This window comes from Arthrobacter sp. TmtSoilC79 (assembly GCF_059739405.1).
In genome coordinates this window covers 4,673,920-4,689,155 of the sequence record NZ_AP046051.1, presented here as the reverse complement: position 1 = coordinate 4,689,155, position 15,236 = coordinate 4,673,920, and the positions used below count along the sequence as shown (strand labels likewise).

The 15,236-nt window shown below is 61.0% G+C and carries 13 protein-coding genes and 1 pseudogene; 8 read left to right on the top strand and 6 right to left on the bottom strand.

Going from position 1 to position 15,236, the window contains the following annotated elements; all coding sequences use genetic code 11:
- Nucleotides 1-61: 61 nt before the first annotated feature.
- A complete protein-coding gene (locus AC6JA3_RS21565) occupies nt 62-1,558 on the bottom strand; it encodes a SulP family inorganic anion transporter (protein ID WP_497920590.1) in 1,497 nt (498 codons plus the stop codon).
- Between the two features lie 22 nt (nt 1,559-1,580).
- Nucleotides 1,581-2,687 (bottom strand): GTP pyrophosphokinase, encoded by a 1,107-nt coding sequence (locus AC6JA3_RS21560; RefSeq protein ID WP_026547230.1) that lies wholly within the window; start codon nt 2,685-2,687, stop codon nt 1,581-1,583.
- A 110-nt stretch (nt 2,688-2,797) separates the two neighbouring features.
- Between AC6JA3_RS21560 and AC6JA3_RS21555 the strand changes: the two genes are divergently transcribed.
- Both AC6JA3_RS21555 and AC6JA3_RS21550 read left to right on the top strand, forming a co-directional pair.
- Nucleotides 2,798-3,619, top strand: a complete 822-nt coding sequence (locus AC6JA3_RS21555; RefSeq protein WP_497920589.1) for an alpha/beta hydrolase fold domain-containing protein — start codon at nt 2,798-2,800, stop codon at nt 3,617-3,619.
- Between the two features lie 40 nt (nt 3,620-3,659).
- Entirely contained in the window at nt 3,660-4,595 is a 936-nt protein-coding gene (locus AC6JA3_RS21550; RefSeq protein ID WP_497920588.1) for a carbohydrate kinase family protein, read from the top strand.
- A 45-nt stretch (nt 4,596-4,640) separates the two neighbouring features.
- Here the strand turns inward: AC6JA3_RS21550 and AC6JA3_RS21545 are convergent, their stop codons facing one another.
- Nucleotides 4,641-5,702 carry a glutathione S-transferase family protein gene (locus AC6JA3_RS21545; protein WP_497920587.1) on the bottom strand — a complete coding sequence of 354 codons (1,062 nt, stop codon included), beginning with the start codon at nt 5,700-5,702 and terminating at the stop codon, nt 4,641-4,643.
- A 139-nt stretch (nt 5,703-5,841) separates the two neighbouring features.
- Between AC6JA3_RS21545 and AC6JA3_RS21540 the strand changes: the two genes are divergently transcribed.
- From AC6JA3_RS21540 to AC6JA3_RS21525, 4 genes are all read left to right on the top strand, one after another.
- Nucleotides 5,842-6,183, top strand: a complete 342-nt coding sequence (locus AC6JA3_RS21540) for a helix-turn-helix transcriptional regulator (RefSeq protein ID WP_026540958.1) — start codon at nt 5,842-5,844, stop codon at nt 6,181-6,183.
- The gene (locus tag AC6JA3_RS21535) at nt 6,170-7,414 is read left to right on the top strand and encodes a type II toxin-antitoxin system HipA family toxin (protein WP_347782254.1); all 1,245 of its coding nucleotides are present in this window, start codon (nt 6,170-6,172) and stop codon (nt 7,412-7,414) included. The genes AC6JA3_RS21540 and AC6JA3_RS21535 overlap by 14 nt, the downstream gene beginning before the upstream one ends.
- Before the next feature lie 39 nt (nt 7,415-7,453).
- Entirely contained in the window at nt 7,454-8,263 is an 810-nt protein-coding gene (locus AC6JA3_RS21530; protein ID WP_026547224.1) for an HAD family hydrolase, read from the top strand.
- 68 nt (nt 8,264-8,331) lie between these two features.
- A complete protein-coding gene (locus AC6JA3_RS21525) occupies nt 8,332-9,156 on the top strand; it encodes an isocitrate lyase/PEP mutase family protein (protein WP_497920586.1) in 825 nt (274 codons plus the stop codon).
- Nucleotides 9,157-9,188: 32 nt separating this feature from the next.
- On the opposite strand, the pseudogene AC6JA3_RS21520 reads toward AC6JA3_RS21525, so the two are convergent.
- Nucleotides 9,189-9,344 (bottom strand): annotated as a pseudogene (locus AC6JA3_RS21520) (methyltransferase family protein); the annotation flags it as partial.
- Between the two features lie 297 nt (nt 9,345-9,641).
- On the opposite strand from AC6JA3_RS21520, the gene AC6JA3_RS21515 reads away from it, so the two are divergent.
- Nucleotides 9,642-10,736 (top strand): IS110 family RNA-guided transposase, encoded by a 1,095-nt coding sequence (locus tag AC6JA3_RS21515; protein ID WP_497920655.1) that lies wholly within the window; start codon nt 9,642-9,644, stop codon nt 10,734-10,736.
- A gap of 2,161 nt (nt 10,737-12,897) precedes the next feature.
- Nucleotides 12,898-13,809 carry a hypothetical protein gene (locus AC6JA3_RS21510; RefSeq protein WP_497920585.1) on the top strand — a complete coding sequence of 304 codons (912 nt, stop codon included), beginning with the start codon at nt 12,898-12,900 and terminating at the stop codon, nt 13,807-13,809.
- Between the two features lie 130 nt (nt 13,810-13,939).
- Here AC6JA3_RS21510 and AC6JA3_RS21505 read toward each other — a convergent pair whose 3' ends face one another.
- On the bottom strand, nt 13,940-14,512 hold the full coding sequence (locus tag AC6JA3_RS21505; protein WP_497920584.1) for a Pycsar system effector family protein: 573 nt from the start codon (nt 14,510-14,512) through the stop codon (nt 13,940-13,942).
- Complete coding sequence (locus AC6JA3_RS21500) at nt 14,509-15,207, bottom strand: adenylate/guanylate cyclase domain-containing protein (protein ID WP_497920583.1); 699 nt, start codon at nt 15,205-15,207, stop codon at nt 14,509-14,511. The genes AC6JA3_RS21505 and AC6JA3_RS21500 overlap by 4 nt, the downstream gene beginning before the upstream one ends.
- Nucleotides 15,208-15,236 lie beyond the last annotated feature (29 nt).

The following is a 15,236-nucleotide window of genomic DNA, read 5'->3' as shown; positions in this document are numbered from 1 at the left end:
TCACCCCGGCGGCCCCGCGACTTCGTGACATTCGGCGGAGCGTATATGTCACTTGGTTGGGTCAGGAGTTGAGCTTCCCCGCCAGGCGCTCACGCATCCGAACACTGGCCTCGTTGAGCCCGATGAACTCCACTTCCCGCCCATGATTCCGGTACTTCTCGATCACCGAATCCAGCACCGCCACCGTGGAGGCATCCCAGATGTGTGAGCCATGGAGATCGATGATCACCCGATCTATGCCTTCTGAGGAATCTTTCGCATAGTCGAACTGCGTGTACAGATCGTTGGACGAGGCAAAGAAGAGTTCGCCGTCCACGGTGTACGTTGCAACATGCTCGCCGTTGAGCTCCAGTTCGGTCCGCTCCACCGTAGCGAAGTGGGCTACACGCCTCGCGAACAGCACCATGGCGGTCAGGACGCCGACGCCGACACCCACCGCCAGGTTGTGCGTCGCCACCACCGCGGCAACGGTGATGAGCATGACCGCCGTCTCCGATTTGGGGAGTCGCTTGAGCGTGGAGGGCAGGATGGAGTGCCAATCGAAGGTAATCAGCGAAACGAAAATCATCACTGCCACCAGGGCCGCCATGGGAATCATGCCCACAACATCGCCCAGGACAACCACCAGCACCAGCAGGAACACGCCGGCCAGGAAGGTCGAGAGGCGGCTTCGGGCCCCTGAGCCCTTGACGTTGATCATGGTCTGGCCGATCACCGCACACCCGCCCAGGCCACCAAGGAAGCCGGTGACGATGTTCGCCGCGCCCTGGCCCCAGGACACCCGTGTCTTGTTGGAGCGCGTATCCGTGATGTCGTCCACCAACTTGGCCGTCATCAGCGATTCCAGCAAGCCAACCAGTGCCATGGACAGCGCGAAGGGAGCAATGATCTGGAAGGTTTCCAGGTTCAGGGGCACGTTGGGAAGGAAGAACCCGGGCAGGCTGTCCGGGAGTTCGCCTTTGTCGCTGACGGTGGGAACGTCGATGCCACCCAGTACGGTCACCAGCGTGATGGCCACGATCGCCACCAGCGGCGCAGGAATGGCGGTAGTGATGCGGGGCAGTCCGAACACGATCACCAAGCCCACGATGACAATCGGATAGACCATCCACGGCACGTTGAAGAGCTCGGGCATCTGGGACATGAACACCAGGATTGCCAGGGCGTTGACGAACCCGATCATCACGGATCGGGGGATGAAGCGCATCAGTTTGGTGACACCCAGGACCGCCAGGATGATCTGGAAAACGCCAGCCAGGATGATCGTGGCAATCAAGTAGTCGAGCCCGTGTTCCTTCATCACCGGGGCGATCACCAAGGCCACGGCACCGGTGGCCGCGGAGATCATGGCGGGACGGCCGCCGACCAAGGCCGTGACCACGCCCATGGTGAATGATGCGAAGAGGCCAATACGCGGATCCACTCCGGCAATCACGGAGAACGCAATGGCTTCGGGGATCAAAGCCAGGGCCACAACGAGCCCCGCGAGGGATTCAGTCAGGAGGCGGCGGGGCGAGCGGAACGTCGCCCGCAGTGACATGAGTTGCTCGGGAGTCATGGGTCCTTACAGTGCAGTTGTCCTAGAGCGCAGTCTGGCGGTAGCGCTCAATCTGCTTAAGGCGCCGCTGGAGGCTGTCGCGCCGCGGGTGCGGGACGACGTCGGGCGCCTCAGCGGTGAGATCGATGTGTCCGGTTCCGTACTGCCACAGCAGGAGGTCATCCAAAAGGCGGTCCGGGCCTGGGGAATAGCGATGGTCCAGGGCCTTGCGGACCTCGGTGATCCGGTTGGCGCTGAGCAGTCCGGCGAGCTCCACGGTCTTGGTCAGTCCGTGGGCGGCAAGCAGTTCGGCAGCCCATCCCCAGTCATCATCAACTTTACGGTCAACGTGAGGAAGGAGCGTACGCCAGACGTCACGGACCCTGTTGGGCGTCAGCGGTGAGCCGCCCTCACCCTCAAGGTCCCAGTAGCCGCGGACTTCCTCGTACCGCTCGTGAAGATCGGCGAAGGCACTCTCCACCGTTTCCAGCATGGCTGCAGTGGCCGTGAACTGGCGGTCGAAATGCGGGGTCCAGGCGCGCGGGTCTTCGGCCTTGAAACGGATATCGTGCTCGATCTCGCTCCACGCGTGCGCAAAGACGGTGCGGATCTGGCATTCGAAGAAGTAGCTGCCGTTGGCGGGCATTTCCGGGTTGAAGACGTGCTGGTACTCCTTGACGGCCTCGTTCTGGATGGTGCGCAGAATGAGGTGGCGGCTGGAATAACCGTAGGTTCCGGACTCGATTGAACCGATGTCCTTCTCCCGGTCTCCCCGGCAATCAAAAAGTTGCCGCTGGCGCTTGATGATGTTGGCAACGGCAGCGTTTTCGGCCGGCAACTTGGTGATCACGCGGATGCCGACCATGTCGTTCAAGGTGCGGAAAGGATCCGGGAACTTCAGCAACCGTGGCCCGCCCGGCTCCAAGGGATCGTCCGTCCGGGAAATCTTTTCCCGGAATGACTCCACCGTCTTGGTCCGACCCGTGACGAACAAAGGCGTCACCTCGGCGTCGTTCAGCATGTCCCTCAAGGTCAGCAGCACATCACGCGTAACCCGCTTCAAAGCAGGGCGGACACGCTCATAGAGCGCCACGTTCGCCTCTACCGCGTCGCGCTGTTCCCGGTCCAGGCTGTCCCAATTGCTTGCCATGCCCCCAGCTTACGGTGCGGGTCCGACACTGAACCGAGCCACCCGCCGTCGGGGTGCCTCTAGCCAAACCAGTGAATCGTCACGATAGGCTCAGTACAAAGGAGGGCGCAATGTTGCGGCACAAGTACAGCTACGGCGAACACCCCAGCCAATGGGGCGAACTCTTCATACCTGAACCGTCCAACGGAAACCATCGTGGCGCGTCTGCGGTTGCCGGTGGAATCGCTGTTGTGATCCATGGCGGTTATTGGCGCTCACAGTACGGCGCGGAGCTCGGCGAGCCCCTCGCGCGGGATCTGGCAGCGCACGGCATCACTGCTTGGAACCTCGAATATCGGCGGGCCGGTAACGGTGGTGGTTGGCCCCATACTTTCGAGGACATCCTGGCCGGCATCGACCACCTGTCCACCATTGCCGGCGACCACAACCTCCAGCTCGGCAAAGTGGTGGCCCTGGGTCACTCTGCCGGCGGCCATTTGGCTGTTTGGGCTGCTGGCCGGCAGCGGCTCTCGGACATCGGAACGCCCGACGCCGATCGCCAGCTCCAGCGCAGCCCGGAGGACAAAGCCGTGCACCTGACCGGCGTCGTCAGTCAGTCCGGCCTCCTGAACCTCGCCGCCGCGGAGAAGCTGAACCTCAGCAACGGCGCCGTGTGCAACCTGATGGGCGGCGATTCCGCCAGATACCCCAAACGGCATAAGTATGCGGATCCCATGAGTTCGCTGCCGCTGGATGTCCCCGTATATGCCGTTCACGCCACGGATGACGAGGACGTTCCCGCCAGCCAGTCCGAGGCATATGTTGCTGCGGCTACGGCTGCTGGAAGCGCAGCCCAGTTGCTTCGCGTACCCGGCGACCACTTCGACCTGATTGATCCAAAAGCCGTGGCATATAAGAAGTGCCGGGAATTGGTGCAACGGCTGCTCTCGTAATTGTTGGTCGGGCGCTCCCGACCTCTGGCAGAGTTGTCCCATGCTGACAGTCATTGGTGAGGCCCTTGTTGATGTGGTGCAACGTCCGTCCGGGATTGAGGCGCACGTTGGCGGCAGTCCGCTGAACGTGGCTGTCGGCTTGGCGCGCCTGGACCACCCTGTGCAGTTCATCGGCCGCTACGGCAAGGACGCTTACGGGGATTCCATTGCTGCGCATTTGCGCTCGAGTTCGGTCATGGTGCCGCTTCCGCCCGACGGAAAGCCCACCAGCGTGGCCACAGCGCAGATCGACGACGACGGCGCCGCCACCTACGTTTTCGACCTCGCCTGGGAATTGCCCGGACTCGCCGCGCGGTTGCCGCTGATGCTCCAGGGTGCCACTTTGCTGCATACAGGTTCGATCGCCACCGCTTTGGAGCCTGGCGCAGCGGAGGTGCTTGCCGCCGTCGAGTATGCCCACCCGAACAGCACCATCAGCTTCGATCCCAACTGCCGTCCGAGCATCATTACGGACGTTGAATACGCACGGACCCAAGCCGAGCGCTTCGTGGTGCTGTCCGACGTCGTGAAGGCCTCGGATGAGGACCTTGAATGGCTCTACCCCGGTGTTGATCCGGTGGAATCCGCACGCCGCTGGCTGGCATTGGGCGGCTCGGAAGGCCCGGCTTTGGTAGTGGTCACGCGGGGTTCGCAGGGTCCCTGGGGTGTGACCAGGGCAGGGGAAGCGCAGGTTGCCGCCCCGTCCGTGAACGTGGTGGACACAGTGGGTGCGGGCGACTCATTCATGGCCGGCCTGTTGTCCGCGATTGTGGACCACGGGCTGGATGGCGCGCAGAACCGCGCAGAGCTCCGGGCGATGCCTGCAGAAACCTTGGAAGCCATCATGGATCACGCCACACGGGCGGCGGCAGTTACGGTGTCACGGGCAGGCGCAAACCCGCCCACGCGCGCCGAGCTTAACCACGGTGTGGCATAGACGAGGCATAAACGCAGCGGCCGAGCGGGCATGAGCCCAGACCGGTTAGCCCGCTCCGTGCCCTGCAGCTACTTCCTCCCCGGCCTTCACCGGTCCCGGCGGAGTTCCCTCGCCGAACGGGCTCCCGCCTAGGGCTTCGCGTCCGTGCGGGGTGATCCAGCCGGATAGATCGGGTCCGGCAGGGACGATCTGCGTGGGATTAATGTCCTCGTGAACTATGTAGTAGTGCTGCTTGATCTGCACGAAGTCGATGGTGTCCCCGAACCCCGGTGTCTGAAACAGGTCCCGGGCGTAGGCCCAAAGCGCCGGCATCTCGCTGAGCTTGTTCCGGTTGCACTTGAAATGGCCGTGATAGACGGCGTCGAAGCGCGCCAACGTGGTGAAGAGCCGGACATCGGCCTCGGTAATGGAATCGCCCACCAGGTACCTCTGCCCCGCCAGCCGCTCCTCGAGCCAGTCCAAAGCGTTCCAGAGCCGGGTGTAGGCGGCGTCGTACGCTTCCTGGGATCCGGCGAATCCGCACCTGTAGACGCCGTTGTTGACCTCGGTAAAGACGCGTTTGTTGACCGTGTCGATTTCCTCGCGCAAGTGCTCCGGGTACAGCTGCGGTGCGCCCGGACGGTGGAATTCTGTCCATTCCGTGGAGAAATCGAGGGTGATCTGCGGGAAGTTATTGGTCACCACCTGGCCACTCGGGATGTCCACAAGCGCCGGCACCGTGATGCCCCGCGGGTAGTCCGGGAAACGGCGGAAGAATGCTTCCTGGAGGCGTTCTATGCCGAGCACGGGATCTTTGCCGTCGGGATCCAGGTCAAAGGTCCAGGAGCGTGCGTCGTGGGTGGGGCCGGGCTGGCCGAGGCTGATGACGTCCTCAAGGCCCAGCAGCCTGCGCACAATGACAGCGCGGTTGGCCCACGGGCACGCCCTTGCTGCGATCAACCGGTACCGCCCCGGCTCAACAGGCCAGCCAGGCTCGCCATTGGGTCCGGCGGCACCGTCGCGGGTGATTCTGTCCTCGATGTAATTGGTGTCCCGGGTGAACTCACTGCCGGTGACGTACGCACCGCGGGTGCTGTGTTCTTCGACTTCGCTGGTCTTCTCACTCATGGCTTCACACTATGCCCCGGATCTGGACTTTCTCCAGACAACTCCCTCCGTTCCAGACAAGCATCGTCTTGAAGGCGGTGGTAACGCTATAATAAAACATCCCTAAAGGGCTATAAGCGATGTTTTAAGAAGGCTGGTTATGGCGAAGCGTAGCGTCCCCCTTCGTCCTCATATTCAGGACGCCCTAACCGTGTGGGGGCAACTCATCCGCCAAGGACGAACAGAACGAAAATGGACCGCAAAGGAACTGGCGGCTCGTGCGAATGTCTCGGAGCAGACGGTACTCGCAGCTGAGGCCGGCAGCCGTGGTGCGGCCGTAGGTACCATGATGGAACTCGCGGACCTCGTTGGCGTTCCCATCTTTGGTATTGAAGACCGTGCAGAGCTGGCGATTCGTCGTCAGCGTGGGGAGGAGATGCTGGCTCTCCTACCCAGTCGTGTGCGCCGACCGAAGAGCAGGAGTGTGGATGACGATTTCTGACGAGCTCTACGTTTGGATTTGGCTGCCGGGCGGAACCGAGCCTGTGGTAGCCGGGAGGGTGGAGCAAACCGGGCCGCTCGTCACGTTCATCTACGGCCTGAATTACAGATCCCGCCCGGACGCCATCAGCCTGTTCGCCCCTGAGCTTCCCCTTCGGCCAGGAGTGCAGGAGCCTTCAGACGGACTGAGCATCGCTGGCGTTCTCAGGGATGGCAGCCCCGATAGGTGGGGTCGCGGTGTCATTGAGAGGAGGCGGAATGTTGCCCCAAACTCCCTTAGCGAGATCGACTACATGCTGGGTTCGGGTTCGAACCGCTTCGGCGCTTTGGACTTCCAAGTTGATCGGGATGAGTACGTGGCCAGGGATGACTCGGCAACCTTGGACGAGTTGCACAGGGCCGCCACGATCCTCGATGAAGGCGGCGAGCTTTCGGCAAGTCTTGAGGCAGCCATGATTCATGGCACCAGCCTCGGAGGTGCGCGTCCCAAGGCGACGCTCACTGAGGATGACGGGAGCGAGTGGCTCGCAAAGTTTTCCTCGTCCGACGACCGCGTCTTCTCGGTGGTAAACGCTGAGGGGGCGATGCTTGAACTAGCCCGGCGCGCCGGTATGAACGTGGCCGATAGCAAGGTTGTGCCGTCTCTCGGACGGGAAGTCCTTCTTGTCCAGCGATTCGACCGTGACGGGGCGGGCGGGAGACGCCACGCAGTGTCGGGCCTGACCATGGCCCAGACGGACGAGATGTACGCACGATACGTGTCATACCCCCAGATCCTTGATGTGCTCCGCGAGTACGCCAAGGATGCCACCAAGCCGGGACCAGAGCTGTTTCAACGCATCGCGATGAATATTGCCATTAGCAACAACGACGATCACGCGCGAAATCACGCGGCGTTCTGGGACGGGAAACATTTGGAACTGACACCGGCTTACGATCTGGCCCCAGGGCAGAGGTCCGGCGATACTTTCGAACAGGCGATGCGTTACGGACGCGGTGATCGCGGCGCGAAGGTCTCCAACTTCGCAGCTTTGGTGGGCGAGTCCGAGACATACGGGCTCAGCGCAGCACAAGGCCGGGAGATTATTGACAATCTCGTGTCGAGTATCCGTGACAATTGGGACGCTGCTGCCGATATTGCACGGCTGGGTAGGGCAGACAAACAGAGGCTCTGGGAAAAGCAGGTGCTCCCGAGAGCGGCGTTTTTCGACTATGAACCTGACCAGCTGTAGCGGTGAAGGACGCACGGGCTACCCACGTAGACTGGCATGATGCGGCTCGTAGCAAGCGATATTGACGGCACCATCCTCGGTCACGACGGCAAAATCAGTGACCGCACCATCAAGGCATTCCAGGCGTGCCGCGACGCAGGGGTGGAACTCGTCTTCGTCACGGGTCGCCCGCCGCGCTGGTTGTACCCGTTGCAGGAGCAGTTGGGTCACAGCGGGATCGTGATCTGTTCCAACGGCGCCGTGGTGTGGGATCTCGAATCTGAGAAGGCACTGTCCTCGTCTGTCCTTGATGCCGGGTCCGTTTTTGAAGCGCGCCGCATCATCAAATCCATCCGGCCCGATGCACTCTTCGCCGTTGAGACCCTCACGGGTTTCCAGCTGGAGCCGGGCTTCATCGAGAACGAAACCAGCGAGCTTCTGGCCGAGTTCACCCCCGCACCGCTTGCCGAGACGCTCACGGCGGATGACGCCGTCGTGAAATTCCTGGCAATAACCCGCAAGGGTACTCCGGACGAGTTCCTGGCCGAGGTCCAGCCGGCGGTGGAGCATCTGGTGAGCACAACGCACTCGGCGCCGCAGACGGCGATGCTGGAGATGTCCGTTCCGGGCATCAACAAGGCCGTCACCCTGGCGAAATACGCTGAGTCCCTGGGGATCGAAGCCGCTGATGTTGTGGCGTTCGGCGACATGCCCAACGACATCGAGATGCTGCGCTGGGCCGGTCACGGTTACGCGATGGCCAGCGGGCACCCTGAGGCCATCCTCGCCGCCGGGCAGCAGGCGCCGCACTTCGACGACGACGGCGTGGCCCAGGTTCTCGAGGCAATGCTGACGGAGCAGCGGGTCTAGTCAGGCGCTGCACTGGTAATGTCCGATTCCCGCCAGCCAGATTCCACACCGGCTGATCGAATGAACTCATGAACTTCGAACATCACCAAACGGCCGCCCACTTCCGATCCCTTCACACGAGCCAAAAGCCCTTGGCGTTGAGCAACGCCTGGGACGTGGCCAGCGCCGTCGTTACTGCGGCAGCCGGTGCGACCGCTGTTGCCACTACCAGTGCGGGCGTCGCTTGGTCGTTGGGCCTGCCCGACGGCGACCGGCTGGACCGGGAGCGCGCCGTGGCCGTAGTTGCCGGCATCGTGGAGGCCGTCAACGTACCCGTCACTGCGGACATCGAGGGCGGATTCTCCGAAACGCTCGAGGGAATCGCTACGACAGTCGCCGGGATTCTTGAAGCCGGTGCGGTGGGAATCAACATGGAGGACGGCTCCAGGCGCCCGGAGGAATTCTGCGCCAGGATTTCGGCAGCGCGGGATGCCGCACGGAGCGCAGGCCGCGACCTGTTCATCAATGCACGCACCGACGTCTTCCTGGCCGGTGCCGGCACTGTTGAGGAGCAGATCGAGGAAGTCCTGGCCCGGGCAGAAAAGTACATTGAGGCAGGTGCCGACGGCATCTTCGTCCCAGGAGCATCAGAGGCAGGGACCATCGCCGCCCTGACCGCCGGGATCTCCGTCCCCCTCAATGTCATGGTCGGAGCGGGATCGCTCAGCGTTGGTGAGCTTGGAAAGCTGGGGGTGGGCCGGGTCAGCCTGGGATCCAGCATCGCCCAAGCCGCTTACGCTGTGGCGCAGCAGGCAACTGAAGAGCTGAACACTACGGGCACGTACACCACGGTGGCGGAAGCCTTGGATTACGGCTTCCTCAATGGCTTGATGGACTCGTCGACGAAGAACTGAGGGGCCTCCCCATCACTGCAAGGGCAGTCCATTCACCAGCGGGGAACCCAGCAGCGTACTGACTCACGGTATCGCTGGAACTCGGCGCCGAACCGATGCTCCAAGTCCGCTTCTTCGTGCGGCCTTACAGCGTAATTCCACAGCAGCGAGCCGAGCACCGCGTAGGCAACCACCAACCACGAGCCCAACTGTGAGTCTTGCAGTGGTTGGTCTGGGACTAGCTGGCAGTGTTGGTGCTGGTCGTTCTGCTTGGCGCATGACTCGAAAAACAAGTTGCCCTTGAGGGTGCATTTCCCCCGATTTGTCCGCGCTGGGTGGAGCGGTCGGCGTTGACCTGTCGCACGTCGGTGGCTTGATTAGAAGCTTGCCCAGCCTCCGCGGGTTGTGGCTCATCACAGTTTTGCCTCGAAGTGACTCTTCCCAGATTCGACGTCGGCCGTGATGCGGCCAGTCTTATCCGTTCAAAAGGAAGGAGGGTGTCCGCATTGACTATCGTTGCGCAGAACGGCCCGTTCATCATCGGCGTGGACTGTCACGCCCTCACCCACACCTATGCCATTATCGAAGCCAGTACCAACCGACAGGTCGCGTGTGAGCAATTTCCGACCACCGCGGCAGGGATCTCCCGCGCACTTTCCTGGGTAGGCCGACGGACAGACGGCGATATGGCCTGTCTATGGGCCGTAGAAGGTATCGGCTCCTATGGAGCACGGCTGGCCAGGGCCATAACCGACGCAGGCTACGACATCGCCGACGCTCCACGGATGAACGCCCGAGGCCGCCGGTGGATAGGCAAATCCGACCCGCTGGACGCCACCGCCATCGGAACCGCTGTCCTGAGGTTGGAGGAAGCCCAGTTCCGGGCTCCGCGAGAGGATGAAGGAACCCGGGCTGCACTCAGGATCCTGAGTGCAGCCCGGGATCAGCTGACGCGGGAACGAACAATGAATGTTAATGCACTCATCGCTTTACTCCGGGCACATGACCTTGGAATCGACGCCCGAAAACCTCTGGTTCCCGCTCAGATCGCCTTGATCAGCAGATGGCGGGGACGACAGGAGCAGATGGAACTAGCGATCGCACGGGAGGAAGCGGTTCGCTTGGCACGCCGCGTTCTCGAAGTGACCACTGAACTGGCTGCTAACCAGAAGCGCATGACTGAGCTGATCCGGCAAAGCCCCGCCGCCCCGCTGTTGGAGATGGTGGGCGCCGGCGCCGTATCAGTCGCTGCCGTCCTGACGGGCTGGTCGCATCTACGAAGGGCCCGCAGCGAAGCAGCCTTCGCTTCACTTGCAGGGGTGAATCCCTTGCCAGCGTCAAGCGGCAACACCGTCCGGCACAGGCTCAACCGAGGAGGTGATAGGCGACTCAACCGAGCCCTGCACGCCATCGCCATGACTCGGATGATTCACCATCCCGGAACGCGGGAGTGCGTCGCCAAACGCACCCAAGAAGGCCGCAGCTACCGAGAAATACGCAGATCTCTCAAGCGCTACATCGCCCGAACCCTCTACCGCCAGACTCAACACCTTCTACTCTGCCGAGGCCACGGCGCCGGGAGCGCTGATGGGCCCTCGTGATACTCGGTCGAGTGTTCTGTTGGCCGCAGCCGGCTAACTCCATAGGCGGCCTAGCGGGACCTCTTCTTGGAGCAATTAGAGGCAAGCGAAGCAAAGTACGAATAATGCCAGGCGTAGTCCCTTCCCTTTGTGTGCCGGAGGCCATCAACCTGGCGTACGGTGCTATCGGAGTGAGTTGGCCCGTTCGACGGCCGTAGGCAATGTGGCTAGCACGTTGTGCAGGGCCAACCGGCCTCTTTCAAACTCCCGCAACGTGGTAACTCTTGGGGGCCAGCGCAGCGGCTTGCTGTCTAATGGCCAAAGAGCCTGTGCCGGGATGGACTCGACAGCTATACGCGACTGCGAGTCTATGGCCCGACGTTGCAAGCTATTCCACCGAATATCAGGCCGAAAATACTGCTCAATGAAGTAGATTCCCTGAACGCACAGGGAAGAGCTGGACATGTTGCTTGTTCCGAGGACGGATTGCGGGTCAGCCACTGTTCCCGCCGGTATGACCAGCCTGGGCTGATGCCAGAGGGAGATCGGGGCAAAGGGTGAGTCCGTGATTCCCATATACAAGCGAGCTGTTACTGGGGGCCGCTTCGTCTTCATGAAGAACCCCAGGTCATCATCACCAAACGCGCGATCACGCGAATCCTGATACAGGTCGTACATAAGGAAACACTTGTGAGCCCACACCGCCAAGGTAGCCTTTTGGCTCCGGTCCAAAACCATATTCTGATGGCTAGCTAGTTTCTTAAGTATGCGTCGAGCATCTCCTTCGAGTACCGACATCCAACCGTTATTGCATGGTGCGCAGACTGCCTTGACGGTTATCTCGTGCAAGTTAGGTGTCTTCGTTCCCCTTTGCTCCAGCACCTCGACATACTTGCCGCGCGAATCCTTCCGGACCACTAACTCGGGGGACCCGGACTTGTAGGCGCCGGCACGTTTTATGAAAGATTGAGGACCGGAGAATTGCCGGAGCCATTGGGGGAATACGTGTTCCCTTGTCAACGGTGCTCCACCACAGAAAACACAAGTTCGCATGAGCAGAGCCTATTCCAGGGATGGTCGATTCTGTTCTGCACGGAACGTGCCACGTGCTTCAGCTCACTCCTATTTTGGGCGGCATCCCGTCGAGGTGCTGGGCACATGTTTTGCGGACGGCCGTTCACAACACACCCCCGGACCGCATCGCCGTCCGGGGGTGTGACTTTCGGCGACAAGGCGATAAATGTCGGCGTTCTCTGATCGCTGAATGTCGCACCCGCGTTACGCGCTGGCTCATAAGGCTGGGGATACGAGACGTCTCACTTACTCGGTCCGGCGGGATCTCGGAATGTCCCGAGCAACGTTCTACAGGCGGTCACGAGCCCTCGCTGACGAACATAGCGCCGTCAAGCATCACGCCTCTTCGACCAAACGACTCTTTGTGCAGGCGAGTACGGACACCGAATGTCCAGACTCGCCTACACAGCTCGCGCACTTTCAGGGCCACGTGTGCAGACGACTTCGGAAAATGACAACTTTGAACGAATGTGGGAGTGTCCCGTAGAGCTTGTCCCATTTCTGAGGAAGCGGGACACTCGCGTCGAGGTCAAGGGATGCTCCGTCGATGGGAGACGGACCCAGAAATGCTCCCGACTCAGAACACATGCGAGCTCCGCTCCGTAACTGCCCGTGCCCTCCACGATCTGCCGGTAGCCGGAAACGACAGCGAGGAACTCTTTGTCCACTAGATGCCGTCCGGTTTCACTGATGACGGCGACGTGGTGGGTATCGGCATGCGTGTCGATCCCAGCGACGACTTTCCGATGTTGTTTTGCCATGATGAAATTGCCCTGACCTTCTGTTGCGTGCAATGGAACATGAAGGGCACGCCGGCCGGGTGGTCAGACAAGACAGTAAGGGGATTCTTTGAGCAGGCTCCTATGAGGTCATGTCCACCCTTGCCGCCGCGCTTACTCCAGCGTGCGTCACGGCGGACAGATCATTATGAAGACAAACCACGAGGGCGTCAGTCGGACTCAGAGTCACACCGCAACACAGGCCAATTCCATCATTACTGTCGGTCCCCGACGCTAATCTTTGAGTAACTACTAAGGAGCAAGACGTCGTGGAACTTGAAGAACTCTTGGATGCTGTTGGCAAGCGAACCGCTGACCGGTTCGGGCGCATGCCCACCGTCGAGCACAAAAGTTCACTGGACTTGGACAGTTTGCCGGTAGACGCCAAAACCTGGCACCGTCTCCATGATCTCGTTGCAGTCTTCTTTGATCTGAAGTCCTCTACCAGCCTGGAGAAGGGCCGCCGAGCTGCCAGCACGGCAAGCATCTATGACGCCGGTGTAGGAGGTGTGGTGAAAATCCTCGATGCGTTCGGCGCGGACTTCGTCGATATCCAGGGGGACGGTGGTTTCGGGCTGTTCTGGGGCGAAGGGAGATACGAAAAGGCAATGTGCGCAGCGATCTCCATCCGGACATTCAGCCATGACTTCACGCAGAAGCTTGAGAAGAAGTGGCCTGAAGCGCCATCCACAGGATTCAAAGTGGGCGTTGCGAGTGGTTCGATCCTCGTCAAAAAGGTTGGATTACCCAGACACCTCGACTTGCAGGAGCCGGTCTGGGCTGGCAAGCCGGTAAATTACGCAGCTAAAGCAGCACAGCAAACCGACCCCGAAGACATCCTGGTGACAGGAAGCGTGTGGGATGAGATCGAAGACAACGATTACTTTGTGTTCTCGTGCGGATGTGACGACGGTAAACCAGGAGCAGCATCACCCAGTTTGCTCTGGGAGGCACGGACGCTGGAACACATCCCCGATGATGAAAAGTTTGGCCAATCCTTGAAGAGCGGGTGGTGCTCGGTCCACGGGGAAGAGTTCTGCAACGCCATACTTGCCGGTGAGACGGAGAGGCCAGGAGTGACAGAGAAGGCTATGCACGGCCGAAACCTTCTCGCATCCGGTTCCATCGACAAGAACGAAGCGACCAAACGGCGACGGCTGGCCAAGGAGGAACTGCGCAAAGAGTTCGCCCTCGAACAAAGCAAAGAACTTCGTGCCCTGTTGGACGAACTGTCACGTTAGCTCCCGGCAGAGGGCCGTGCACCCTGCCTGCGCGGGAGCTGGGACCGAGCTGCCGGGACGCCAGGCCACCCGCCGTCGAGGGGGTGGTATCTGACTGCCCGCCCTGGGACAGGGGCGACACTTCGCGCCGCTACTGTATGGAGGCCCGCACGAGCAGTCCGCAGGTCAGCAGACTGATCCCGCCGATGGAGGCGAAAATCATGGACAGTTTCACCAGCAGATGCTTGGTCCATGCGATTCGGCTCATGCCAATGAGCTGTTTTGTCAGTACCGGCAGCAGATCCGTCTGTTTGATCTTCTCTTGCAGCGGTCCTGCGTCCCAGTAGCGAAGGTGTCCGAAGTAGATGAAGTTTTCAGGCCATTCTTTGCCCACGTGGCGCATCCGCAGCCGGGGCATGACAACCCACATGGCGCAACCAGCGGCGACTACCAGCGCGACGATAGCCAGGTAGTAGGTGACCTGTTGCAGGCATCCCTGCAGGGCTCCGAACAGGCGGCCTTCCGCGGAGAGAGCAACGATGGTGGTGATCCCGGCTGATTCCAGTGCGACAGCGAAAGCGGCTTTGGCGTCAACCTTGCCGGTCCAGTCCACCAGCGCTGCGTGTATCTTCCAGGTGGTTTCGAGGGCCTCTTTATCAGATTTGACGGGTTCGGGGTCAGCCGGTGCGGCTCTTCGCAGCTGTTTCTTGATGAATGTGATCACGGTTGCCAATGGTAAGTGGTTCCGTAAACGGTTACCGATTTTGATCCGTAGGCTTGGGTGCCGGCCGAACTCCACATGTCCACGCCCTTCGTGTACCGGGTTTCATCGCTCAGATCTTGGAGGACAGCAGCGGTGATGTTGATGGCATTGCCGCTACGGATCTCGCTGAGCTTGGCTGCGACGTTGGGAGCATGTCCGATGGAAATGATGTCGTTCTGTCCGTGGACTCCGCCACGCACGAGAATCGCCGTGCCTGTGTCGATGCCTATTCCATGCCCCATGGTCCATTGAAGGCTGTCCCATTTTTTCTTGAGGGCAGGATTGATCACGTTTCTAACTGCCCAGGAGATGTTCAGGGCGGCCTTGGCGGCGTGGGCGTTCTTGTCGGGCCCTATGAAGATGCCCATGACTCGGTCGCCATCGAAGCTTCGGATTTGGCCTCCCCGGGCGCGGATGATTCGTGATGCCGCATTCAGGTAGCACCGGATAATCTTTGCCGCCGCCCAGTCGTGGTGCCCCTGAGCCAGGCCCGTGGAGTCGGCCATGTCGGCATAGAGGTAGGTCGCGTCCAGCCGTACCGCGCCGTTGCCGAGTGCGATTTCCGTGGTCTCTGGTACGTTCTGCCCATTGCGGATGGCCCAATCAGGTGCCAGCACGCCGTTGACGCCTTCCACGACTTGTTCTTGCAGTCCCACGCCTAGGGGTCCCTTCTCTCAGTGCCGGT